The 22,484-nt window shown below is 66.5% G+C and carries 21 protein-coding genes; 8 read left to right on the top strand and 13 right to left on the bottom strand.

Annotated features, from left to right (window positions below):
* Window positions 1-5: 5 nt before the first annotated feature.
* Window positions 6-2,318: an MMPL family transporter gene (locus AL3_RS04620; RefSeq protein ID WP_083521443.1), complete on the bottom strand. Its 2,313-nt coding sequence runs from the start codon at window positions 2,316-2,318 to the stop codon at window positions 6-8.
* A gap of 203 nt (window positions 2,319-2,521) precedes the next feature.
* On the opposite strand from AL3_RS04620, the gene AL3_RS04615 reads away from it, so the two are divergent.
* Window positions 2,522-3,043: a VOC family protein gene (locus AL3_RS04615; RefSeq protein ID WP_083521512.1), complete on the top strand. Its 522-nt coding sequence runs from the start codon at window positions 2,522-2,524 to the stop codon at window positions 3,041-3,043.
* 133 nt (window positions 3,044-3,176) lie between these two features.
* Here AL3_RS04615 and AL3_RS04610 read toward each other — a convergent pair whose 3' ends face one another.
* Both AL3_RS04610 and AL3_RS04605 read right to left on the bottom strand, forming a co-directional pair.
* Window positions 3,177-4,121: an SOS response-associated peptidase gene (locus tag AL3_RS04610; RefSeq protein WP_083521442.1), complete on the bottom strand. Its 945-nt coding sequence runs from the start codon at window positions 4,119-4,121 to the stop codon at window positions 3,177-3,179.
* 199 nt (window positions 4,122-4,320) lie between these two features.
* Window positions 4,321-6,465, bottom strand: coding sequence for a PhoX family protein (locus tag AL3_RS04605; protein WP_066298378.1), 2,145 nt, complete (start codon window positions 6,463-6,465; stop codon window positions 4,321-4,323).
* 286 nt (window positions 6,466-6,751) lie between these two features.
* On the opposite strand from AL3_RS04605, the gene AL3_RS04600 reads away from it, so the two are divergent.
* From AL3_RS04600 to AL3_RS04590, 3 genes are all read left to right on the top strand, one after another.
* Complete coding sequence (locus AL3_RS04600; protein WP_066297394.1) at window positions 6,752-7,024, top strand: mycoredoxin; 273 nt, start codon at window positions 6,752-6,754, stop codon at window positions 7,022-7,024.
* Window positions 7,025-7,195: 171 nt separating this feature from the next.
* On the top strand, window positions 7,196-8,281 hold the full coding sequence (locus AL3_RS04595; protein WP_066297392.1) for an S-(hydroxymethyl)mycothiol dehydrogenase: 1,086 nt from the start codon (window positions 7,196-7,198) through the stop codon (window positions 8,279-8,281).
* Complete coding sequence (locus AL3_RS04590; protein WP_066297386.1) at window positions 8,281-8,928, top strand: MBL fold metallo-hydrolase; 648 nt, start codon at window positions 8,281-8,283, stop codon at window positions 8,926-8,928. Before AL3_RS04595 ends, AL3_RS04590 begins: the two co-directional genes overlap by 1 nt.
* 86 nt (window positions 8,929-9,014) lie before the next feature.
* On the opposite strand, the gene AL3_RS04585 is transcribed toward AL3_RS04590, so the two are convergent.
* The 3 genes from AL3_RS04585 to AL3_RS04575 form a co-directional block, all read right to left on the bottom strand.
* Complete coding sequence (locus AL3_RS04585) at window positions 9,015-10,109, bottom strand: serine/threonine-protein kinase (protein WP_066297384.1); 1,095 nt, start codon at window positions 10,107-10,109, stop codon at window positions 9,015-9,017.
* A gap of 181 nt (window positions 10,110-10,290) precedes the next feature.
* A complete protein-coding gene (locus AL3_RS04580) occupies window positions 10,291-11,025 on the bottom strand; it encodes a hypothetical protein (protein ID WP_151723948.1) in 735 nt (244 codons plus the stop codon).
* Window positions 11,026-11,368: 343 nt separating this feature from the next.
* Window positions 11,369-12,184 (bottom strand): PIG-L deacetylase family protein, encoded by an 816-nt coding sequence (locus AL3_RS04575; protein WP_066297380.1) that lies wholly within the window; start codon window positions 12,182-12,184, stop codon window positions 11,369-11,371.
* A 77-nt stretch (window positions 12,185-12,261) separates the two neighbouring features.
* Here AL3_RS04575 and AL3_RS04570 point away from each other — a divergent pair, with 77 nt between their 5' ends.
* A complete protein-coding gene (locus tag AL3_RS04570; RefSeq protein WP_066297377.1) occupies window positions 12,262-13,698 on the top strand; it encodes a lipase maturation factor family protein in 1,437 nt (478 codons plus the stop codon).
* 130 nt (window positions 13,699-13,828) lie between these two features.
* Here AL3_RS04570 and AL3_RS04565 read toward each other — a convergent pair whose 3' ends face one another.
* The 3 genes from AL3_RS04565 to AL3_RS04555 form a co-directional block, all read right to left on the bottom strand.
* Window positions 13,829-14,617 carry a pullulanase X25 domain-containing protein gene (locus tag AL3_RS04565; protein WP_066297374.1) on the bottom strand — a complete coding sequence of 263 codons (789 nt, stop codon included), beginning with the start codon at window positions 14,615-14,617 and terminating at the stop codon, window positions 13,829-13,831.
* A gap of 69 nt (window positions 14,618-14,686) precedes the next feature.
* Complete coding sequence (locus tag AL3_RS04560; RefSeq protein WP_246168582.1) at window positions 14,687-15,466, bottom strand: lipoate--protein ligase family protein; 780 nt, start codon at window positions 15,464-15,466, stop codon at window positions 14,687-14,689.
* A gap of 3 nt (window positions 15,467-15,469) precedes the next feature.
* Entirely contained in the window at window positions 15,470-16,255 is a 786-nt protein-coding gene (locus tag AL3_RS04555) for a thioesterase family protein (protein ID WP_083521441.1), read from the bottom strand.
* 285 nt (window positions 16,256-16,540) lie between these two features.
* Between AL3_RS04555 and AL3_RS04550 the strand changes: the two genes are divergently transcribed.
* Window positions 16,541-17,509: an aldo/keto reductase gene (locus AL3_RS04550; RefSeq protein ID WP_066297369.1), complete on the top strand. Its 969-nt coding sequence runs from the start codon at window positions 16,541-16,543 to the stop codon at window positions 17,507-17,509.
* A 62-nt stretch (window positions 17,510-17,571) separates the two neighbouring features.
* Here the strand turns inward: AL3_RS04550 and AL3_RS04545 are convergent, their stop codons facing one another.
* The 4 genes from AL3_RS04545 to AL3_RS18315 form a co-directional block, all read right to left on the bottom strand.
* Window positions 17,572-18,282: an SOS response-associated peptidase gene (locus AL3_RS04545; protein ID WP_066297364.1), complete on the bottom strand. Its 711-nt coding sequence runs from the start codon at window positions 18,280-18,282 to the stop codon at window positions 17,572-17,574.
* Window positions 18,283-18,930: 648 nt separating this feature from the next.
* Complete coding sequence (locus AL3_RS04535; RefSeq protein ID WP_066297358.1) at window positions 18,931-19,494, bottom strand: TIGR00645 family protein; 564 nt, start codon at window positions 19,492-19,494, stop codon at window positions 18,931-18,933.
* 241 nt (window positions 19,495-19,735) lie between these two features.
* Window positions 19,736-20,125 (bottom strand): VOC family protein, encoded by a 390-nt coding sequence (locus tag AL3_RS04530; protein ID WP_066297355.1) that lies wholly within the window; start codon window positions 20,123-20,125, stop codon window positions 19,736-19,738.
* 63 nt (window positions 20,126-20,188) lie between these two features.
* On the bottom strand, window positions 20,189-20,338 hold the full coding sequence (locus AL3_RS18315) for a hypothetical protein (RefSeq protein WP_157075240.1): 150 nt from the start codon (window positions 20,336-20,338) through the stop codon (window positions 20,189-20,191).
* Window positions 20,339-20,510: 172 nt separating this feature from the next.
* On the opposite strand from AL3_RS18315, the gene AL3_RS04525 reads away from it, so the two are divergent.
* The gene (locus AL3_RS04525; protein ID WP_066297353.1) at window positions 20,511-20,933 is read left to right on the top strand and encodes a LexA family protein; all 423 of its coding nucleotides are present in this window, start codon (window positions 20,511-20,513) and stop codon (window positions 20,931-20,933) included.
* A gap of 166 nt (window positions 20,934-21,099) precedes the next feature.
* Entirely contained in the window at window positions 21,100-22,359 is a 1,260-nt protein-coding gene (locus AL3_RS19040; RefSeq protein ID WP_306303022.1) for a Y-family DNA polymerase, read from the top strand.
* The last annotated feature ends 125 nt before the right edge of the window (window positions 22,360-22,484 follow it).

The raw sequence follows: 22,484 nt of genomic DNA, 5'->3' as shown, positions 1-22,484 counted from the left end.
CCAGCTTATCGGGAGTCGGCGGTGGTCTTGTCCGGCGTATCGGGTGTGGAGAGTCTAGCCAGTTTGGAAGGCCACCAGATCCGCTGGCCGATGTCGTAGGACAGTGCGGGAACCAGCAGCGAGCGCACCACCAGCGTGTCCAGCAGCACCCCGAAGGAAACGATGAACGCGATCTGTGCCAGGAACAGCACTGGGATCACGCCCAGGGCCGCGAAAGTCGCTGCCAGCACGATGCCGGCCGAGGTAATCACGCCGCCGGTGATCATCAGGCCTCGGATCACTCCGTTGCGGGTGCCGTGAATCAGGCTTTCCTCGCGGACGCGGGTCATCAGGAAGATGTTGTAGTCCACGCCCAGGGCCACCAGGAAGATGAACCCGTAGAGCGGCACGGCCGGATCCGCGCCCGGGAAATCCAGTACGTAGTTGAAGACCAGGGCCGAGATTCCCAGTGTTGCCCCGAAGGAGAGCATCACCGTCAGGATCAGCAGCACCGGGGCCAGGATCGAACGCAGCAGCAACATCAGCAGGAACAGGATGACCACCAGCACCACTGGAATGATCAGGTTCCGGTCGTGGGTGGCGGCCACGTTGGTATCGACGCTGGTGGCCGTGGTGCCGCCCACCAGGACGCCGTCGTAACCGGCCAGGTCCGAGCGCAGATCACGGACGGTGTCCTGCGCCGCATCGGAATCCGGGTCCTGGGTCAGGGTCGCTTCAAGCAGCACCTGGCCGTCCACGGTCTTGGGGGCCGGTGCCCCGGAACCGGGAATCGGCGGTACCTGCACGCCGTCGGCTGTCACCGGGAGCTGGCCGGCCGGAGTTCCCGTGGCCGCCACGGCTACCGAGGCGATGTGTTCGTTCGCCAGGACGGTGTTGGCCACCGCCTGCAGTTCATCCTGCGGCGCGATGATCAGCACCGGCGCACCGGAACCGGAGGGGAAGTGTTCGCCGAGGACTTCCTGTCCCTCGGCCGACTGCGTCTCCCCCAGCACAAAGTCACTTTGCGGAATCCCGCTGGCCCGGAACTGCAGGATGCCGACGGCGGCTGCCGCCAGGACCGCGGCGCAGATCAGCCAGGTGCGGCGCGGGTGGGACCTGATGGTCCGGGCAGTCCGCGCCCAGAGGCCGTTGGACTCGTGGTCCAGCTCCGCATGGGCTGAGCCGAACATTGGCCGGCGCGGCCAGAAAGCGGCCCGGCCGACGGCGAACAGCAGTGCAGGCAGCAGCGTCATGGCGGCGAGGAAGGAAAAGCCGATGCCGATTGCCGCCACCGGGGCGAGTGCCTTGTTGGAGTTGAGGTCGCTCAGGAGCAGGCACAGCAGGCCGGCGATAACCGTGGCCGCGGACGCCAGGACGGGCTCGAAAGTTCCCCTCAGCGCAGCCCAGGTTGCTGCCCAGCGGTCCCGGTGGTCGCGCAGGCTTTCCCGGTAGCGCGCAACGTAGAGCAGCGAATAGTCGGTGGCGGCTCCGATGCCGAGGATAAAGAGGATGCCCTGGACCTGTCCGTTGATGCTCACCAGATCTGCCTTGGCCAGCCAGTACACCACCAGGATGGCGGCGGACAGGGCAAAAATTGAGGTCAGCAGCACCAGGATGGGCAGCAGCGGGGAGCGGTAGACGATGATCAGGATGATCAGGACCGCTCCCACGGCCACAAAGAGCAGCGTTCCGTCGATTCCGCTGAATGCCTCGGAGATGTCGGCCAGCTGCCCGGCGGGACCGGTGACGTATCCGGAGAGGTCCTGGGGCTGGCCGTCCGCGATGACATTGCGAAGGTTCTCCACAGTGGCCGTGGACTCGGAATCATCCGCCACGGGCACAAAGAACTCGGCAGCCTTGCCGTCCTCCGAATACTGGACGGGAGAGATCTCACCGTCCACCCCGCTGGCTCCCTCCAGGGCCTGTGCCCGGCCCTCGATGAAGGTGCGGTCCGCATCGGTCAGCCCGCCGTCGTTGACGAACACCACGACGGCGGGAACGGCGTTGCTGTCGCTGAACTGTTCCTGCAGGTCAGCAACCTGTGTGGAGGCAGAACTGGCCGGCAGATAGGAGGCCTGGTCATTCTCGGTGACTTCGCTGATCTTTCCGAAGTACGGACCGCCGATCCCACCGACCACAAACCAGACGATGATCAGCACCACCGGAATGAGGATCCGCAGCCAGACCGGCGGCCCGTTCCTGCCCGTGCTGTCTGTGCCCGTGCCGCTGCCGCCATTGTTGTTGCTGCTGCTGTTGCTGCCGTCGCTGCGGCCGTCACCGCCGCTGCCGGAAGGCTGACCGTCCTGCGGGTCGGAGGCTGGGGGGATCGCTGTGCTCATGGGTCTCGTCGCATTCTGGCGAGAGGCGTGGCGGCCCGCAACCGGGCCAGTTCCCCGCCGGTGGACATGCACTGCTGGACTTCCCATGACAGCCTCTTCCGGCCCCTCGCGTCAACACTCCAGGCGTATGGGAGGATGTGCGGCACGAAACCCATGCCTGGAAGGTTCTGGGAATGGTGGCGGTTCAGTGGCAGGATCGGAGCATGTTGCCCCAGTTGAGCGTCGTCACCCTTGGTGTGCGTGATGTCGAAGTTACCTATGCGTTCTATGGCCGGCTGGGTTGGGACCCGCTGCAGTACGTGGCCGGAGAAGTGGTGTTCTTCCAGGTGGGACATGGGGTGCTGCTGTCATTTTTCCGCAGCGACCATCTCGCCGCGGAGTCCGGAGCCACCGGCGCTGCCAGCCTGGCCCCTGTCACTCTGGCCCACAACGTGGACTCGCCGAACGACGTCGACCTCATCCTGCATGAAGCTGCCGCGGCGGGCGGATCCATTGCCGCCCCCGGAACGCAGATGAGCTGGGGAGGGTATTCGGGGTATTTCACCGATCCGGATGGCTTCCGCTGGGAGGTATGCCACAACCCCGGTCTGTCAGTGGGCGCGGATGGGAAGGTCACTCTCACCGTCCTGGAACCGATGGGCGGGGAGGGTACTGGGATGGAGGCTGCGCTCACCGTCCCGGAATCCGCCGAGGCGCAGATCAGGCTCTCGTCGAACGGACTGTAACCGGAACCGGGCAGTACCTGATCCGGGTTGGACCTGTACTGAACTGAGCTGGACCTGTACTGAACTGGACCGAATCTGTACTGAACTGAGCTGGACCGGTGCTGGATCTGTACTGGGCTGGACCTGTAATGAGCTAGAACAGGACGTTCCCGGGCACAGGTTCCGGGTCCCCGCCTGACCCACCGCCCGGTGTGCCGCCGGGCGTGACGTCCAGCCCCGGGGACTGAAGCAACCAGGGACCGTCATTGCGGACGCTGCCCACCGCAGGGTCCGCCGCATTGATCTGCCAGTTCGATGCCGTGGAGTAAGCCTGGTCCAGGATCCGCGCCAGTAACTCCAGAGCTGCCGTGTTGCTGAGGGTTCCCGGCGCGGTCCAGGCCGCGAGCGCTGCGGGAGACAGCGGCAGCGGAAGCCGGTTATGCAGGGAGCCGAGGCTGGCCAGCACCGGGTCGGGATCCTGCGGATCGGGGGAAGCCAGGGTGATGACGGTGGTGGAGAGCAGCCACCGGCCGGGGTCTGATGCCGGCACCGCAGGGTCCGCCCACCATTCGTACAGTCCCGCGAACCAGCTCAGCTTTCCGTCCGGCCGATGCACAAAATACGGCTGTTTACTGTTCCCCGGGCCGGTTTTCCACTCGTAGTACCCTTCCATCGGAACCGCGCACCGGCGTGAGAGGGCAGCGTCCCGGAAGGTCGGCTTTTCCAGCAGGGTTTCGCTGCGCGCGTTGAACGCCCGCACGCCCACGGAAATGTCCTTCGCCCAGCCTGGCACCAGGCCCCACCTGGCAACGTGGACCTGCCGGACGGCCAGGGCCTGCGTTTCCTGAGCCTGCGCCGCCCCGATCCGCCCAGCCTGGATCTGCTCTGCCTGAACCGGCCCTGCACCGTTCTTCGGTGCAGTCTCTGCCCGCGCACTCCCCTGATGCCCGGCACCGATCAGCCGTTCCAGGACCACCGGAACGTCAGATGTCGGCGCCACGTTCCAGGACTGGCGAAGCTCCAGGTTCGCATCCGCTTCGGCCTCGGCCTCCGCCACCAGGTCTCCGATGGCCTTAGCCATGACGTATCGTCCGCACATGCCCCCAGTCTGCCTGCTGCGGAGGGGAGGACGGAATCCGGGGTGCGCCGCTGCCTGGCTTCCCCCGGGTCCGGTCTGTCCTGCTGTCTGGCTGTGCTGGATGTCTGGCTATCAGGCTGTCTGACTGTCCTGGTGTTTAGCGTTTAGCTGTCCTGGCTTCCTGGCTTCCTGGCTTCCTGGCTTCCTGGCTTCCTGGATTTCAGGAGTTTCCAGAGTTCCCGTTCCCGGTCCCGCCGTTCCCGGTCCCGGGCTTGGTCTCCCGGCGGAATACCTGAACCACGGAGGGGCGGGGCGCCCGGACCTCGCCGGGAGCCGGCTGGCCGCCGTCTGGCACGTAGTCGGGAAAGTAGGAGGTGTGCGCACCGTAGCTGCCGTCCTCGCCCGGGTGCTGGACAGCGACGAACACCATGGATTCCTCGTCGTGGATCACCGGTCCGCACGTTTCACCGTCTCGGGGAACGGAGAGGAACTGCTCCACCTTGCCGCGGTCCCGCCCGTCCAGGGCGACCTTGAACAGTCCGTCGTTGTAGCCGATGCCCGACGGCGCGCCGTCTGTGGAGATCCAGAGGTTGCCGGCCGAGTCGAAGGCGAGGTTGTCGGGGCAGGAAATAGGACTCACCAACTCCCGCGGGTAGCCGCTGAAGTAGGTCGCGTCTCCCTGCGCGGGATCACCGCACAGCATCAGCAGGTTCCAGCTGAAATCCACAGCCGTGGCATCGGAGCGGTCCTCCGTGATTTCCACGATGTGGCCGTCGCGGTTTTCCCGCCGCGGGTTGGCCTCATCGACCGGCGCGCTGCTGCCTTTTCCGCGGTTGGAGTTGTTGGTGCAGGCAACGTAGACGCGTCCGCTGGATGGGCTCGGCTCCACGTCCTCGCAGCGGTCCATCTTGGTGGCACCGGCCTTGTCGGCTGCGAGCCGCGTATAGACCAGCACCTCTTCCACACTCATGCCGGCAACAGCCGACTTCCCACGCACCACCAGGGGAAGCCAGGTGCCTCGTCCGTCAAAACCGCCGTCGGCCGGAACGCTCCCGGAGCCGTCGATTTCACCAGCCGGCGAGTTACCGGTAAAGCGGGCGGCGTATAGGTCTCCCTCGGTCAGCAGGGTCATGTTGTGCCGCTTATCGTTCTTCCGGTACTTGTGCTTCGAGACAAACTTGTACAGGTAGTCGAACCGCTCGTCGTCGCCGGAATACGCCACCGCTTTGCCGTTCCGGGCAATGATGACGTTGGCGCCCTCATGTTTGAACCGGCCCAGGCTGGTGTGCTTGCGCGGCGTCGATTCCGGGTCCTCGGGATCCAGTTCGACGACGTAGCCGAACCGGTTTGGCTCGTTCCGGGTCTGCGCTGAGCGGGCGTCAAACCGCGGGTCTTCCTGCTCCCATCCCATGGCCGTGGGATCGCTGCCGAGTCCGTAGCGGCGGTCCTCGGCACTGGTCCCGCCGGTCCGGAAGAAGCCATTAAAGTTCTCCTCGCCGGAGAGCACCGTCCCCCAGGGCGTGCTCCCGCCGGCGCAGTTGCCCAGCGTTCCCAGCACATACCGGCCCTGCGGATCCGCAGCGGTCTTCAGCAGTTCGGAACCGGCGGCAGGCCCGGTGAGCTCAAAGACGGTGTCCAGGGTGATACGCCGGTTCAGCCGGGCGCCGCGGACAGAGGACCAGGGCGTGCCGCGTGAACTGCGTTCCAGTTCCACCACGGAGAGGCCGACGGCGTTGCGGAAGATCCCGCGCCGCTGCGCTTCTTCGGCCGACGTTGCCGGCGGCTCCGGGAACATGATCTGCGGGTTGACGTATTCGTGGTTGCAGACCAGCAGCCCTTTCTTGCCGTTGGGCTGGCGGAGGATCTCCAGGTAGTCGTTGTTGTATCCGAATTGGCGGGCCTGGGCAGCGGCACTCTGCGCAGAAAAGTCGAACTCCGGTGAGTCGGCAAACAGCGGGTCGCCCCACCGCAGCAGGGGCTGCCAATCGTAGCCTTCGGGGACATCCAGCCGGTCAACTGAGGCGTCCACGGGGGATATCGGGGCGAACGCCAGCCGTCCCGGCTTAGGCCCGCGGCGTCCGGAATCAGCTGCCGCTGCGGGCGGCCGGCCGCCCAGCGTCAGCACCGCCGCGCCCAGGACTCCGGCCGCACCGGCACCCAGTGCCGAACGCCGGGAAAGTTCAGCCGAAACAATGTCCCGGAAATAGCTGTTGGAGGAGGTGTTGCACACCGCCTTGCTGCAGGCGTTGTCACATTTCAGAGAGCAGGTCACCGCGCTCCGCTTTCCGCGGGTATGCCCAAGCATGGGCAGCAGCCGCTTCCGTTGAACTGCCGGGCTTGCCTCGGCTGGACGGAGTTCATTCATCGGCTCAGTCATATCTGGTCTTCCTCCCGTGGGGTGCTGACCCCGCCCACGCTGGCAGCCCCGGACGGCCCGCAGGGGGACACCGGTTTAACGCGGGGTGAATTACCGGACGGGATCGCGGCGATGTCCCCGCCGCGCCAAACCCACTGCACCAAAGCCCATCCCGCCGATACCGGTGCTTTTCATTGCCTGGAATAAAACCTTCCGGGAATGGAAAGCCCGGGCCCGGTGTTCCTATGGCAGCAGCAGTAGATGAGCGCACAAACGAACCAGCAAGGAGTACCCAATGCCAGCAACCGCCGAAGCCTTCACCCCCGAGGCCGGAACCATCACCATGTTCTCGACCACCTGGTGCGGTTACTGCCGGCGGCTGAAGTCGCAGCTCGATTCCCAGGGCATCGGCTACACGGAGGTCAACATCGAGGATGTTGAGGGTACCGCGGACCTGGTGGAATCCCTGAACGGCGGTAACCAGACCGTTCCCACCGTGATCTTCCCGGACGGCTCTTCGGCAACGAACCCTTCCGCAGCCGAGGTTAAGTCCCGTCTGGGTCTCTGACTGAACCGGCCGGGGCCTGCAGGCACCAGGGTAATCTGCCTGCGGCCTGCGCTGACGCAGGCCGCAGACAGAAGACCTAAAAGTGACTCCCGGCAGCGGCCTCCCTAGGATGGAGATGCCCCCATTGCTGCGGGGTGCCCTGAGCAATCTCCCGAGAGGCAGTCCTTCCCCATGGTTCACAAGGTCCAAGCGGTAGTAGTCAAGGAAAAGAACGCCCCCGTCACGCTGGAGACGATCCTCGTTCCGGATCCCGGTCCCGGCGAGGCCCTGGTGGACATCCTCACCTGCGGCGTCTGTCACACTGACCTGCATTACAAGCAGGGCGGCATCAGCGACGACTACCCCTTCCTCCTCGGACACGAAGCCACCGGCGTCGTCTCCGCCGTTGGCCCCGGCGTCACCGAAGTCGCTCCCGGCGACCGCGTCATCCTGAACTGGCGCGCTGTGTGCGGCGAGTGCCGTGCGTGCCGCAAGGGCCAGCCGCAGTACTGCTTCAACACCCATAACGCCACCCAGAAGATGACGCTGGAAGACGGTACGGAGCTCTCCCCCGCCCTGGGCATCGGAGCGTTCGCCGAGAAGACCCTCGTGGCAGCCGGCCAGTGCACCAAGGTGGACGACGACGTCGATCCCGCCGCTGTGGGCCTGCTCGGCTGCGGCGTGATGGCCGGCATTGGCGCCGCCATCAACACCGGTGAGGTCCAGCGCGGCGAATCCGTAGCCGTGATCGGCTGCGGCGGCGTTGGCATCGCTGCCATTGCCGGGGCCAAGCTCGCGGGCGCCACCACCATCATCGCCGTGGACATTGATCAGGCGAAGGTGGACCTGGCACTGTCCCTGGGCGCGACGCACGGCATCAACTCCCGTGAGGAGGATCCGGTCGAGGCCATCCGCGCGCTCACCGGCGGCAACGGCGCCGACGTCGTTATCGAAGCCGTAGGCCGTCCGGAAACCTACAAGCAGGCCTTCTACGCCCGCGACCTCGCCGGCCGCGTTGTCCTGGTGGGTGTGCCCACTCCGGACATGCAGATCGACCTGCCGCTGGCCGATGTCTTCGGCCGCGGCGGATCGCTGAAGTCCTCCTGGTATGGCGACTGCCTGCCCTCCCGCGATTTCCCGATGCTCGTGGAACAGTACAAGCTGGGCCGGCTGGACCTGGATGCCTTCGTTTCCGAGCGGATCGGCCTCGGCGACATTGAGGAAGCGTTCACGAAGATGCACGACGGCAAGGTCCTGCGTTCCGTGGTGGAGCTCTAATGGCGGCGCGCATCGACAAGGTCGTCACCTCCGGCACCTTCAGCCTCGACGGCGGCACCTGGGACGTGGACAACAACGTCTGGATCGTCGGCGATGACCTGGAAGTGATCATCATCGACCCGGCCCACGACGTCGACGCCATTGCGGCCGCCGTCGGTGACCGGGAGGTGATGGGCATCCTGCTCACGCACGGCCATGACGACCACATCCGTGCCGTCGTCGAGGCACGGGACCGGTTCAGCGCTCCGGTGCTCCTGCACGAGGCGGACCGGATGCTCTGGGACGCTGTGTTCCCGGATGAGGCGCCGGATGACGTGATTGAGGACGAAGACAGCTTCGAGATCGCCGGCCAGACGCTGCAGGCGCTGCACACTCCGGGCCACTCCCCCGGCTCGGTCTGCTTCCTGCTGGAGGGCGAGGACGGCGGCGGTGAAGCTCCGGTGCTGTTCAGCGGCGACACGCTGTTCAACGGCGGTCCCGGTGCCACCGGCCGCTCCTTCAGCGACTTCGGCACCATCATCGAGTCGATCCGCGAACGGCTGCTGCCTCTGCCTGCGGAAACCATCGTGAACACCGGACACGGGGATTCGACGACGATCGGCGCCGAGGCACCGCATCTGGACGAATGGATCGCCCGGGGGCACTAAGCTCCCCTGATACCCCGCGCTGATATGAGTGAAAGGCGCTGCTTCCGGCTTCGGAAGCAGCGCCTTTCACTTTCGCTGCCCGGTTTTCATTTCCCGGCCTGCACCTGCCAGCCCACACCATCCTGCCCGGCCTCGGCACCTGCACTGGTACCAGTGCCTGCCCCGGTACCAGTCCCGTGCCGGGGGACTTTCTGCCACTGCGCCGGTTCACCGGCGGGTTCCAGCACGTCGTTCAGCCACCAGGTTTCGCCGGGTGCCCAGCCTGCCAGCATGGTTTTCGCATCGCCGGCTGCCAGCACTGTCCCTGCGGTGCTGAGATAGCCCGAGACGGTCAGGTGGACGGCGTCATACTCGCCGGCCACGGCGCGGAAGTCCGGTATGACCCAGGTCCACTCTCCGGACTGCGGAACTGCCAGGTTCCAGCTGCTGCCCCGCGACCGGGTGACCTCCAGCGGGTAGCGCACCGCCAGGTCCTGCCAGTCTGCGGGACCATGGATCTCCCAGATACGGGCACCGGAAGCCGGCCGCACCGGATAGGACCGGGCATGGGTCCACTCCAATGCGTCCTCCACCAGCTCCAGCCCGGCCGGACCGTTGCCTGGCACCGCAGGAGTGCTGCTGACCAGGCCGGACAGGGACGGAGACGACCACCAGCGCGCGGTCCACCCCGCGGAGAACGGTGTGTTGGCCTCCTGTGCGGTGATGCTGGACCGCCACCGGTCGAGGGCCGGTCCGGCGTCGTGCAGTGCGGGAGGCTGCGTCCCGGGAATGGTGCTGGTCTGGATCCACTGAACGCAGTGGGTCACCGGTGCGGCTGGCCCGCTCCACCAGGCTGCGGCCGGTGAGCGGACGACGGCGGCGGCCACGGGAAGCAGCATCCGGCAGGGTTCGGGCTCAGCCAGCAGCTGCGCCGTTTCGTCCGGGGGCTGCCAGTAGTTTGCCTGCCGGACCACCCGTGCCAGGCTGCGGTGCAGGTCCGCGCCGCTGAACACAGGCCGCTCCGGGAGACCGGCCAGGATACGCAGCACCTGCTCACTGGCCCGGGACAGGCCCGGAGCCGGCAGCACTCCGCTCCCGTAGGACTCGCCGGGGCGCCGGGGCGCTGTGAGCCGTGCCAGTTCAAGGCAGAGCTCCCGCCCCCGGGGAGCAGCGAGCAGGGCCGTGGTGGATGTGAAATCCATCGATCAAACGTACCAGCCGGTCCGGTGGCCCCCGGCCAATAATGACCCCGGACCAATAATTCCGGCCAGTGTCCTCATTCCCCTCAGCGCTCACTGTCCGCCCGGGCCGGCCGCCTCGTGTGTGCACCGGGCCGGGGGACGTTTACCATTCAGGGTTCACCATTCGGGGTTCACCCTTCAGTCAGCCTGCATCGGGCCGGGTCGCGGACCGCAGCACCGCGCGGTCCCTGATCCCGAGAAGGCAGCGGCGCATAGTAGCCCAGTCCACCGCATCGAGCGGCAGGGCGGCCACCCCTGCCCGGCGCAGCCCATACCGGAACCGGCCGCGCACCAGGAGCCTCGTCTGGCCGGCGCGGACCGGCTGCAGCAGCCACAGCCAGGTGGACCGCCCGTTCCCGTCGGCCCACAGCATCCATTCGTTGGGCTGGACCTCCTTGATCCGCAGCCGGCGGCCGGCGCCGGTGCCGGTGCCAGGGCCAGGGCCAGAGCCAGAGCCCAGCAGGTCCGCAATGTCGTCCCCGATGTCAGCTGCTATCCCTTCCCCGATGTCAACATCCGGCAGCGGCATTTCCGCCCGGCCCGGCAGGCGGCGTCCGATGGCGCTGGGGTCCGGGAAGCTGGTGTCCGGAGCGTTGAGGTCCGGGAAGCTGCCGTCCGGGAACCGGCCGTCCGGAATAGTGGAACCCGGGAACCGGCCGTCCGGGGCAGCTGGGCCACGCCCGCTGGAATCCCCGGAACTGGAATCACCAATATTGAGCCGGTCCAGGAGATACCAGCCGGCGCGGCCGTGACCCACCAGGTTCAGAAAGGTCCACACATCCGGTGTGGACGCGGAAATCAGGATGCTTCGCGTGTGCTGGCGCACGCGGCCGGAAAGCACCGCGTCACCGGGCATTCTCAGTCCAGGCGGAGGCATGGCCCGATGCATCCTGCGGTGCTGAAGAACCCGGAGGGTAATCCCCGCGGCGGACCCGGCCGCGGCCGCTGCGCCCAGTGCCCGCCGGTACGGCCTGCCTGCGTGCCCGAAGGCATCCCGCCACCCAGCCACGAAGAGTTCTAGCCCTGTTCCGGCGCTGTCAGGAAATGGCTCGGAGGCGCCGGGGGCCGGGCCGGCCGGACGGAGTCACCGGCGGGCTTCCGGCCCTCCGCTGCGGCTCTGGTGAAGACCCTGCCGTCATCGAACATGGTGGCACTCCTTTGCCTTGCCGTGCCCCTCGATAATAAACCCGGGGCTCCGTCCCGGGCACCGGGCGCCGGGTTCACGGACGGCCGGACAGGCCTTCAAAAACATCGCCAAGCACTGCTGCTCCTGCCGGCCGGGGCGGCCAGGCAATAACCAGCGCTTCGGTGCCGACGGCGCGTGTCCACCGGGCATCGTCCTCTGCACCGGGCGGAACACCGGGGGAAACAACGTGGCGCTGGGTCCGGTGCTCCATAAGGCCGGCAACCACCCGGTGGGCCACGGTGCTGACGTCTACTTCAATCCCTATCTGCTCATCCGGCACCGGATGCAGGTCATACATCCGGCCGGCGTCCCAGGGATCCAGGCCGTGCAGGATCCGGCTCCGGTTCCAGCGCTCCCAGGTGGACCGGCGCATTGCGCCGTGCACCAGCCGCAGCAGGCCTGGGCCGCCGTCGGCCTGCAGCTCCGCGAAGGCAGCGTCGGTTGCGGCACCCACGGCAATATGGTCCGGGTGCCCGGTCACCCCGTCTGGACCAAAGGTGGCGACGACGTCGGGCCGCTCCTCCGCGAGGATCCCGCCGATCCGGTCCGTGAGTTCCATCTGGGGCACCCCGGCGAGCCCGCCGTCGTCGTATTCCAGCCACTCGTGCCGGTCGGGAGGGCGGCCGTGCGCCGTCCAGGCGGCGTCCAGTTCCCGCCGACGAACCGTGCCGAGCGGCTCCTGCAGTGGCGGGTAGGCGGGATCAACCTGTCCGGCACCGCCGTCCGTGGCGTGGACCAGGATAAACCGGAACCCGGGATCATGTTCATGGAGCGCCACTGTTCCGGCCAGCCCGTAGGCGTCGTCATCAGGGTGCGCGACCACCAGGGCCAGGACGCGCGGGGCGGTCATTTGGGCACCTCCGCAATGCTGGAGAGTTTTTGCGGCCAGTCCCAGCTTAGGAGCTTCGGGGCTAGGGTGGTGGCGCCATGGAATATTTCAGCGCAGAGGGATATGAGCTGGCGCGGCAGGTGCTGCAGCGCGGTATTGCGGCCGTGTTCCTGATCGCGTTCCTCAACGCCGCCGCTCAGTTCCCGGCCCTGCTGGGCGAGCATGGCCTGCTGCCGGCTCCGCGGTACCTGGAACGATCCGCCGGCCGGAGGATTCCCACCCTCTTCCGGCTGCACTATTCGGACCGGCTCCTGCGGGTGGTGGCCTGGACCGGGGCCGTGGCCTCCCCCCTTCTGGTGGCAGGGCTGCCGCAGCAGGGACCGCCGTGGGTACCCCTGCTGGTGTTCGGCCTGGTCTGGTTCCTCTACCTCTCGATAGTGAACGCCGGTCAGGTGTTTTACGCCTTTGGCTGGGAGTCACTGCTGCTGGAGGCCGGCTTCCTGGCGGCCTTCCTGGGCTCCAACGAGGTTGCACCTCCGGTCACGGTGCTCTTCCTGTTCCGCTGGCTGGTGTTCCGGCTGGAGTTCGGCGCCGGGCTGATCAAGATGCGCGGAGACCGGGTATGGCGGGACCTGACAGCCCTGTACTACCACCATGAGACCCAGCCGATGCCGAATCCTGCCAGCTGGTTCTTCCACCACCTGCCTAAACCACTGCATAAGGCCGAGGTGCTGGGTAACCATTTCGCCCAGCTGGTGGTTCCGGTTTTCCTCTTCTTTCCGCAGCCGGTGGCCTCCATCGCGGCTGCCCTGGTGATTCTGACACAGCTGTGGCTGGTGCTTTCCGGAAACTTTGCCTGGCTCAACGTCCTGACGATTTTGGTGGCTTTCAGCGCCGTGGACGATGCAGCCGTACGGACCGTTCTGCCGTGGGCGTCCTTCGGTTCACCGGACCCGGCCGGCACTCCGCTGTGGTTCGTGGTGGTGGTGCTGATGCTGACGGCGGCCATGCTCTACTGGGCCTGGGAGCCGCTGCGGAACCTCTTCAGCCGCGACCAGCTGATGAACGCGTCCTTCAACCGCTGGCATCTTTCCAACGCCTACGGCGCGTTCGGCAGCATCACCCGGCGGCGGAACGAAGTAGTTATCGAGGGAACCATGGACGAGCCGGGGCCGGAGGCCCACTGGCAGGAGTACGGCTTCCATGGCAAGCCCGGAGACCCCGGCCGGATGCCGCGCCAGTTCGCTCCCTACCACCTGCGGCTGGACTGGCTGATGTGGTTTCTGGGTCTGGGTGCCTCGGGCGGGAACTGGTTTCCGGTGCTGCTGCAGCGGCTGTTGGCGGCCGATCCGCAGACCCTCAGGCTCCTGCGGACCGATCCGTTTGACGGGGCCCCGCCGCGCTGGATCCGTGCAAGGGTCTTCCGGTACCGGTTCTCCACTTCGAAGGAACTGCGCACCGAAGGTATCTGGTGGGTCCGGGAACCGGCCGGTGTGCTGGTGGATCCGGTCCAGCGCCGGGACCGGGGTGCCTGACCGGAACTGACCAGAACTGACCGGCTCTGCACTGCACTGCACTGCACTGCACTAACCTGCACTGACCAGCGCGGCGCGCAGCGGCACCGCGGCGAGGGCTGATCCGTCAGGTTCAAGCCTTCCCCTGGGTTCAGGTCCCGTCCGGTTTGGTCACCACCGTATGTGTGGCGTGGTCGTACAGGAACGTCACCGGCCCTCCGGCGTGGTGGAAGCTGTAGTTCACGCCGTCGAAATGGGCGCCGCGGCCGTAGTTCTCCGCCCAGGAACCGTTCAGCGCGGCCTTGAATTCGTAGTCACCGGCCGGGAGGTCCACGCTGAGTTTCCAGAGTTCGTCGCTGCGGTCAAAGCCCAGCTGGACGGCTGGGTCCGCCGGCTCCCAGTTCTCTCCGCCGAGCGGGGCACCGAAGTCTCCGGCCACCGCCACTGCCTGGGGCTGCGGAAACGAGGGGCCTTCGTAGCGGTCTTCCGGATGCGACCCGTGGGGCTGCCCGCCCGGCCCGCCGGACGCGGGTTCGCGCAGCGCGTCCTCCAGCACTGCCTCGCTGCGGGTTTCCGCCGGGGTCGTGGCACCGCGGGACGTCCCGGTTCCGGCCAGTGCAGCCTGCATCTGCTCCACATCGGGGAAATCGGCCAGGGCGGCACGGCCCGCAGCGGTGATGCTCCACCCGGCGCGGCCCTCCTTGAGGATCCAGCCCGCTTTGACCAGCTTGGTGGTGGCCGTCACCAGGGAGCGCTCGCCGCGGGCCACTCCGCTGGCCAGGAAATCGGCTTCAGGTCCTTCCAGCGGCACCTGTTCCAGGGCTCGGCGCAGCACGTCGGCACGGCCTGCCCTGCCCGGATTGGACGGGTCCTGGGTGGCCAGGATCTCCAGGATGGCTTTCAGCCGGATGGCGGTGTTCTCAACACTCTTCTTAGGCAAGGCGGAATCCTTCTGATCGGGGGGGGGGGGGCGCAGACCGGACGGCTGCACGGGTTTTCGCGCCCGATGCTATGGGCAGCGGGCGGTGGTTGGAAGGACAGGAACCGGTCCGCCGGTGATTTCCTCCAAGAGCGAGACATCCCCTTGACGCAGGCCCGCGTACCTGCGATAGCCGCCCAGCAGTGCTGTTTCGGCATCGTCCATGGTGAGTCCAGGCACCAGGTCCTCGGCAGCTCCTGCCGTCTTGGGGTCCCAGTCAAGGCCCAGAGCAGCGTACACGGACGTCAGCACGCGGCGCAGCGGATCAGCGTTCCGGACCACTACCACCGAGGAAAAGAGCCAGGCTCCGGACACCACGCGCTGTGCTGTTCCCACCAGTTTGATGCGCGCGTCTCCGGTTCCGCCGTGCACGGTGTACTCCCCGGGACAGTACTCTCCGGGAATTTCCCCCACTGCGGCCGGTACTCCGGCGTCCTGCAGGGCTGCGGCCAGGAGTTCGGCAAAACCGGCAAAGCGGGCCAGGGAACGGGCGACGGCGTTGGGCTCGGGTTCGATGTGGTCCAGGATCAGGCAGCCCCCGTGGTAGGCAGCCGCCCGTCCGCCGGCCTTGCGGACCAGGGGTTCGAAGCCCTGCTCGCGGCACGCGGCGGCGGCCGCCGCGAACCCCGGCAGCCGTGCGTCCCGCTGGCCAAAAGCGACCGTCGGCTGCGGCCGGTAGATCCGCAGCGCCGGACCAAGCCTCCCGTCCCGGGCGGAGGCCAGCATCGCCAGCGCACCTTCAAGGTCCGCAGCGGCCCCGGACGACTGCTGCTGGCGGTAAACGTCCAGGACCCTGGCGGGTGCCTCCACCGGCTATCCCCTGCCCAGCGGGCGGACGGTGAGGATTTGTTCGCTGCGCCCGAAGGGACCGGTCTGGTCGTGCAGGACCGAGGAGGTCAGGCCGATTCCGTCCGTACCGAAGGAGACGCGCGTGTCGAGGCCGAGCCAGCGGCCTTCCGGCTGGCGGTACAGGTGCATCTGCAGGTCCACGTTGGGGAACATCCAGCTGTCTCCGCCCGGCGGGACCCGGGCGGCTATTCCGTTGGCTGCATCCACGAGGCCGAGCAGGCTGACCAGATCGGGGGTGTCCTCGCCGTCGACCATCCCAAACGGCGAGCGCATCCAGACCTGCCCGCGGCCGGGACGCAGGCCGGGCACCGCCCGGAATTCCAGGGAGTTGATGAAGTTCCCCGGCCAGGCAGTCATCCCGGTAAAACCGGGCACATCCAGGGGGCCGGGCATCTGCTCATCTTCGACGGCGGCCACTTCGGTGGAATCACCCATCGCCAGCCGCCAGGCCGTTGCCCGGATGGCGGTGCGCCCGCCGGCTACAAGCTCGGCTTCAAGCAGTTCGATGGTGCGGCCGGCCCGGATGACCTTGGTCCGCACATCGAAGGTGCCCTGCGCAATGATGCCCAGGATTTCGAAGCTGACCCGGGCCAGCCGCATGTCCGGGCGGGGACTCTCCTGTTCCAGGCAGTGGATCAACAGGCCGGCGGCCGGAGCCATGTGCTGTTCGTGCTCGTTCCAGGCCCCCTGCGTGTGGGGTGTCGACTCAAACGTTCCCTCACCCAGCGGGCGGTAATACGATTCCGGCACAAATCCTCCTGGCAGGTCCTCCAAAGATGCGCTCTCAGGCTACAGGAGCCGCTGCACAGCGGCGGCTTCGGGGCCGCAGCAGCAGGCTTTGCGGCTGCCCCTTCCTAGCCATCCGTGCCGGCGGCAGAATGGGTGGCGGCGCAGCCCCCCGGGACACTCCGCTGCCTTCCTTCACGCGCGCTGGATCATGGTCCCGGAGGGGGTCCGCGTTCCCCGGAGGGTGTTCAGTGGAGCGTATTCATCGGATCCCGGATTTCACTGGATCCCGGACGAAACCGAGGCAGCATGAAGTACACACATTTGGGCCGGTCCGGACTGCAGGTTTCCCGGCTGTGCCTGGGCACCATGAACTTCGGGCCGAAAACCTCCGAGCCGGACGCCCACACGGTCATGGATGCTGCCCGGGAAGCCGGAATCAATTTCTTCGACACCGCCAACGTCTACGGCTGGGAGAACAAGGGACTGACGGAGGAGATCGTGGGCCGCTGGTTCGCCAAGGGCGGCGGCCGTCGCGGGAGCACCGTGATCGCCACGAAACTCTACGGCTCGATGGGCCCGGGCCCGAATGACACATTCCTCTCGGCTCTGAATATCCGCCAGGCCCTCGATGCCAGCCTGAAACGCCTCCAAACCGACCACATCGACCTCTATCAGTTCCATCACGTGGACCGGAACACTCCCTGGGACGAGATCTGGCAGGCCATGGAAACCGCCGTCGCGCAGGGGAAGATCATCTACAACGGGAGCAGCAACTTCGCCGGCTGGCATCTCGCCCAGGCTCAGGAGAGCGCCCGCCGGCGCCGGTTCAACGGGCTGATCAGCGAGCAGTCCATCTACAACCTGCTCAGACGCACCGTGGAACTGGAAGTGATTCCTGCCGCGCAGAAGTACGGCCTGGGGCTGATTCCCTGGTCCCCTTTGCAGGGCGGGCTGCTCGGCGGTGTGCTGAAAGCCCAGGACGACGGCGGCCGGCGGGCCGAGAAGCGGGTCCAGGATCTGCTCGCCAAGCACCGGGACCAGATCCAGGCATATGAGGACCTGGCTGCGGAACTGCAGATCGAACCGGGAATCCTGGCTCTGGCCTGGCTGCTGCACCAGCCCGCGGTGAGTGCTCCGATTATTGGGCCCCGGACCTCCGGCCAGCTGGACGACGCGCTCGCCGCCCTGGACCTCGAGCTTGACGAGGACACGCTGGCGGCCCTGGACACCATCTTTCCGGGCCACAGTCCGGCGCCGGAGGACTATGCCTGGTGAGCCGGGGCGGAACTCGGCTGGTTAGTTCGCGCTCAGGATCTGGTTGGCTGGCACTTGGTTATCTAAGACTCCAGTCCGGCCGGCTCGATCAGCTGCGGGCCGTTGTTGCGGACGGAGTTCACCTCGGTGGAAACCACCCTCGGACTGAGCACCGGGTCGGGAATCGCCTCCAGCACGCGGGCGATGGCTTCCGCGTCCGTCAACGCCGGGTCCAGCCATTCGGCGTACATGTCCGGCGGCACCACCAGCGGGGTCCGGTCGTGGATGTGGCCGAGCTCGTCCGCCGCTTTCGTGGTGATGATCGTGACGCTGAGCAGCCACTTATGTTCGTGGTCTTCGGGCAGGTTCGGATCGGGCCAGAATTCGTACAGTCCGGCGAACGCCAGCGGGTCCGGAACAGGGGGATGCAGATAGGTCGGAACCTTGCCCTCTTCCGTCTTCTCCCATTCGTAGTAGCCGTCGGCGGGCACCAGCGCCCTGCGTTTAACCGCTGCCTTGCGGAACGCGGGTTTTTCCAGGATGGTCTCCCGCCGGGCATTAATCAGCCGCGCCCCAATTTTCGGGTCCTTCGCCCAGACCGGCACCAGTCCCCACTTTGCAGTCGCCAGGCGCCGCACGGTTCCGTCCGGTCCGCGGCGTTCGGTGATAATCCGCACGTCGTCGGTGGGCGCCACGTTCCATGAGGGATTGACGTCTTCCCCCACCACCTGGTCCGCCGCGAAGGCCGACACCAGATCCGACGTCGCCCTGGCCATCACGTATCGTCCGCACATGGCCAACATTGTGCCCCAAAACCCTGCCGGAACACAGCAGCAGAACCTGGCGCCGCCGTCGAACTTTATTCGAACATATGTTCTACTGGAAGGATGGATCAGGAGGCTGCCGGACGGTTGGCGGCCCGCTACGCCAGGCGGGCCGAACCCATCGGACTGACGCCCGAAGAACTTGATTTTGACCACAACCCGGTCACCACCTCTCTGCCCGCAATTCCCGTCCGGGCGTGGATCAGATTCCCGGGCTGCGCAGAGCTGGTGGAAGGCGAAACCTGCACCTGGTCTGCAAAAGCGGTGCAGGTGCTGTGGGAGGACGCCGGTATCCGGCGTTCAACCTGGGTGTGGGCATCTGCGGTATCCCGGCGTCCTGCGGACGGCCGGCGGAGCACCCTTGGCGACCGGACCCCGGCACGGAAGAGTAAAAATTAAAGGGATAGGTATTTCCGGCCCAGAAAGGCACAGCGCCCGTGTTCGCACCGTGCACCTGCATCCGGTCTGCCGATCCCCTGTCCGGCCGGATCGGCATCACCGTCTACGATCCCTTCTGCCTCCAGCGCATACACCGCATCAGCGGCTCCACTCTTTGTGAGAGCAGTTACGACGCCCGGCGCTAACGCCCGGTGAAACACTCCCTGGCGGTCCCCGGACTCAGGCGTGACGTGCTGCTGCTGCGGCGTGGGAGGCGATACTGAGCTTATCGATCCAGGCCAGGGCCATGGCCGAGAGGATGAAGGCAATGTGGATCACGGTCTGCCACAGCAGGACGTCCCCGGCGTGAGCGCCGAGCTCCGGATCCTCAAAGTAGGTGCGCGCCTCAACGAAGGACTTCAGCAGGTGCACCGAGGAGATCCCAATGATCGCCATGGCCAGTTTCACCTTGAGGATGTTGGCGTTGACTTGGGAGAGCCACTCGGGCTGGTCGGGGTGTCCATCCACGGACAAGCGTGAGACAAAGGTCTCGTAGCCGCCGATGGTGACCATGATGATGAGGTTGGCCACCATCACCACGTCCACCAAACCCAGGACCATCAGCATCATCTCCGCCTCGTTCAGGGTGGTGATGTGCGTGGCCAGGTGCCACAGCTCCCGCATGAAGGTCACAACGTAGAGCAGCTGGGCGACGATCAGGCCGAGATAGAGGGGGGCCTGGAGCCAGCGGCTGGCGAACATCACGGCACCCAGATAGCCGCGGGCACGGTTGCCGGGGCTCATGCGGCCGGGCATTCCATGCGCTGCCTCGTGCCGGATCGTCTCATGCAGGACTGTCAACTAATACCCTCACTGTTCTCGCTTTTCTCCCCCGCAGGACTGTCGGCGAAAGCCGGTGCGTCGTCACCAGCTGGCGCCGTGGGCTGAGTCACATCAGCCGGACGGCCAGGGCAGGACATGATTCAGCGAGTGGAGGATTCAGCGATCCCCGGTGAGAGTGACGGCAGGATTCAGCGCTGTCCGGTCAGGACTCCATTGCCGCGATCTGCAGGAGGTTGCCGCAGGTGTCGGAGAAGACCGCCGTGGTCACCGGGCCCATTTGGGCCGGCGGCTGGGTGAATTCCACCCCGAGGCCCAGGAGTCGTTCATACTCCGCCTGGACGTCCTCAACAGTGAAGGAGTTGAACGGAATTCCGTCTCGGACCAGCGCTTCCTTGAACTGCGGCACCGCCGGGTGTCCGCTCGGTTCCAGCAGCAGTTCGACGCCGCCTTCCTCTCCGGGGTTCCCGACGGTGAGCCAACGGGCGCCGCCGGCGGGCTCATCGGCCCGCTTCTCGAAGCCGAGGACCCGGGTATAGAAGTCCAGCGCCTTGGCCTGGTCGTTCACAAAGATGCTTGCCAGGGTGATTTTCATGGCTGTTGCCTTTCTGCACCACCGCGCCTGTGCGGATGGCCGGATACTATCCCGGGACGGCCATCAGGACTGCACGTGGTTGCGCCGGTGACGGTGCTCCAGAAGCAGCCTGGCCCCGTTGAGAATCAGCGTTTCCACGGGAACATCCTGTTCCGCGGCCAGTTCTTCCAGCTCCCGCCCAAGTTTCGGCGGAATGTGCACCTCGACATTCATGGGTTAAACGGTATCCCTGACGGAGGCCCTCCGGTGACCACACCGCAGCGGGCACCGCAGGCCGGGCGTCTTCGGTTGGGCGCCCCGCACATCCTGCCAATGAGGCCCGGCTTTGGGGCTCCGCAGTGCTAATCTGGGAGGACTCGAAAGTATGTTCTAAGAAAGGCTGCGGATGCCAGTGTTTTCGGGGAATGTTCCCGGCTCCTCGCCGCGCAGCCAGGCGCTGTCCGACGCCGATGCCGCCTCGGGCTTTCCCAGCCCGTCCCGCGATTACTTCGATGGCCGGATCGACCTGAACCGGCACCTGATCCGCGACATCACCTCCACATACATCGTGCGGGTATCCGGGGACTCCATGACCGGCACTGGAATCAGCGACGGCGACGAACTGATCGTTGACCGTTCCCTCACGCCGCGGGACGGCACCGTCGTCGTCGCCGTCCTCAATGGCGAGCTGGCGGTCCGCCGGCTCCGGCTGACCGGCCGTGGCATCGTGCTGGCCGCGGAGAATCCCCACTATGAGGACATTCCGGTGCCGGACCCGGCGGAGCTTTCCATCTGGGGCGTTGTGACCCGGTGCCTGCACCATGTCTGAGGCTGACCTCTCGGACGCGGGCAGCTCCGAGGCGGTGGTGTCACGGCCCGGGCTCCGTGCTGACGCTGTTATCAGCGCCAACCTGCCCGGCCCAGCTCGCGTGCCAGCGCCAGCGCCGGGTCCAGCGCCCACTCCAGTGGCACCGCGGCTGCACCGGATCGCCCTGGTGGACGTCAACAGTTTCTACGTCTCCTGCGAGCGCGCGTTCGATCCGGCGCTCGCAGGCATTCCGGTGGTGGTGCTCTCCAACAATGACGGCTGTGTGGTGGCCCGGTCGGACGAAGCCAAGGCCCTGGGCATCAAGACTGGAGAACCGTGGTTCAAGCTGGCCGACGCCGCACCGCGGCTTGGACTGGTCCAGCGTTCAAGCAACTACGAGCTCTACGGCGATCTCAGCTCCCGGGTCATGGAGCTGCTCGGCCGGTACGCGCTCTGGCAGGAGGTCTACTCCATCGACGAATCGTTCCTGGGCCTGGCCGGGACGGCAGAAGAACTGGATACCCAGGGCGCGGACATCCGTGCCGCCGTCGCCCGCCACACCGGTCTGCCGGTCTGCGTAGGCATCGGCACCACAAAGACCTTGGCGAAGTTCGCCAACCGGATCGCCAAGCAGAACAAGCATCTGGGCGGAGTCTGTAACCTGGACACCATGGATCCGGACGTGGTGGAAACCATCATGTCGCGCGTCCCGGTGACCGGCCTCTGGGGCGTGGGAGCCAAGCTGGGCAAGCGCCTCCACGCGCTGGGCATCCGCAGCGTCGCGGACCTGAAGGCGGCCGATCCGGCACTGATCCGCAGCCGCTTTTCCGTCACCTTGCAGCGCACCGTCCTGGAACTGAACGGGACCTCCTGCCTGCCGCTGGAGGAAGAGCGCGCAGACCGGCAGCAGCTGATCTTCTCCCGCAGCTTTTCGGTGCCCGTGACGACGGCGGCGGAAATGCGGCAGGTGATGAGCATCTACGCCCAGCAGGCTGCAGCCCGGCTGGAACGCGAGGGGCAGCATGCCCGGGTGCTCACCGCTTATGCCGGCACCTCGCATTTCAGCCAGAAGGCGGCATCATTCCCCTCCGTCACGGTGCGGCTGCAAAGCCCCACGTCGGATCCCGTGGTGCTTACCCGCGCCGCTGTCGGTGCACTGGAGGACTCCATCGTTGAGGGCGTCCCCTACACCAAGGCCGGAGTAATGCTCAGCGGCCTGTCCGACGCCGGTGCGCAGCCGGTGTTCGACGAATTCGTCTCCGCCCATGAACACCGGCATATCGGCGAACTCCTGGGGAAGGTTGCGGACAAATACGGTGCTGCCAGCATCGGTTTGGGCCTGGCCGGTCTCTCCAGCGCGAAACCGGACTGGACCATGTCCCGGAAGTTTTCCTCCCCCCGGTACACCACCGAGTGGGATGAACTGCCGGTCGTGAAGGCCTGCTGAGCAGTTTTTGCACCCGGCGGTGGAACCCTGCCGGGGACTTGCCTTAGAACCCGGTGATGGAATCAGCCTTTTTTCCACTGACCTACCCAGCGGTGTTGTGCAGCCCGGATCCGGCGGCGTAGCGT

The sequence above is a fragment of the Arthrobacter luteolus NBRC 107841 genome (assembly GCF_001552075.1).
GTDB classification, from domain to species: Bacteria; Actinomycetota; Actinomycetes; order Actinomycetales; family Micrococcaceae; genus Arthrobacter_B; species Arthrobacter_B luteolus.
Note: the sequence above shows the minus strand (reverse complement) of the source record. Positions and strands in the feature narration are given on the sequence as shown.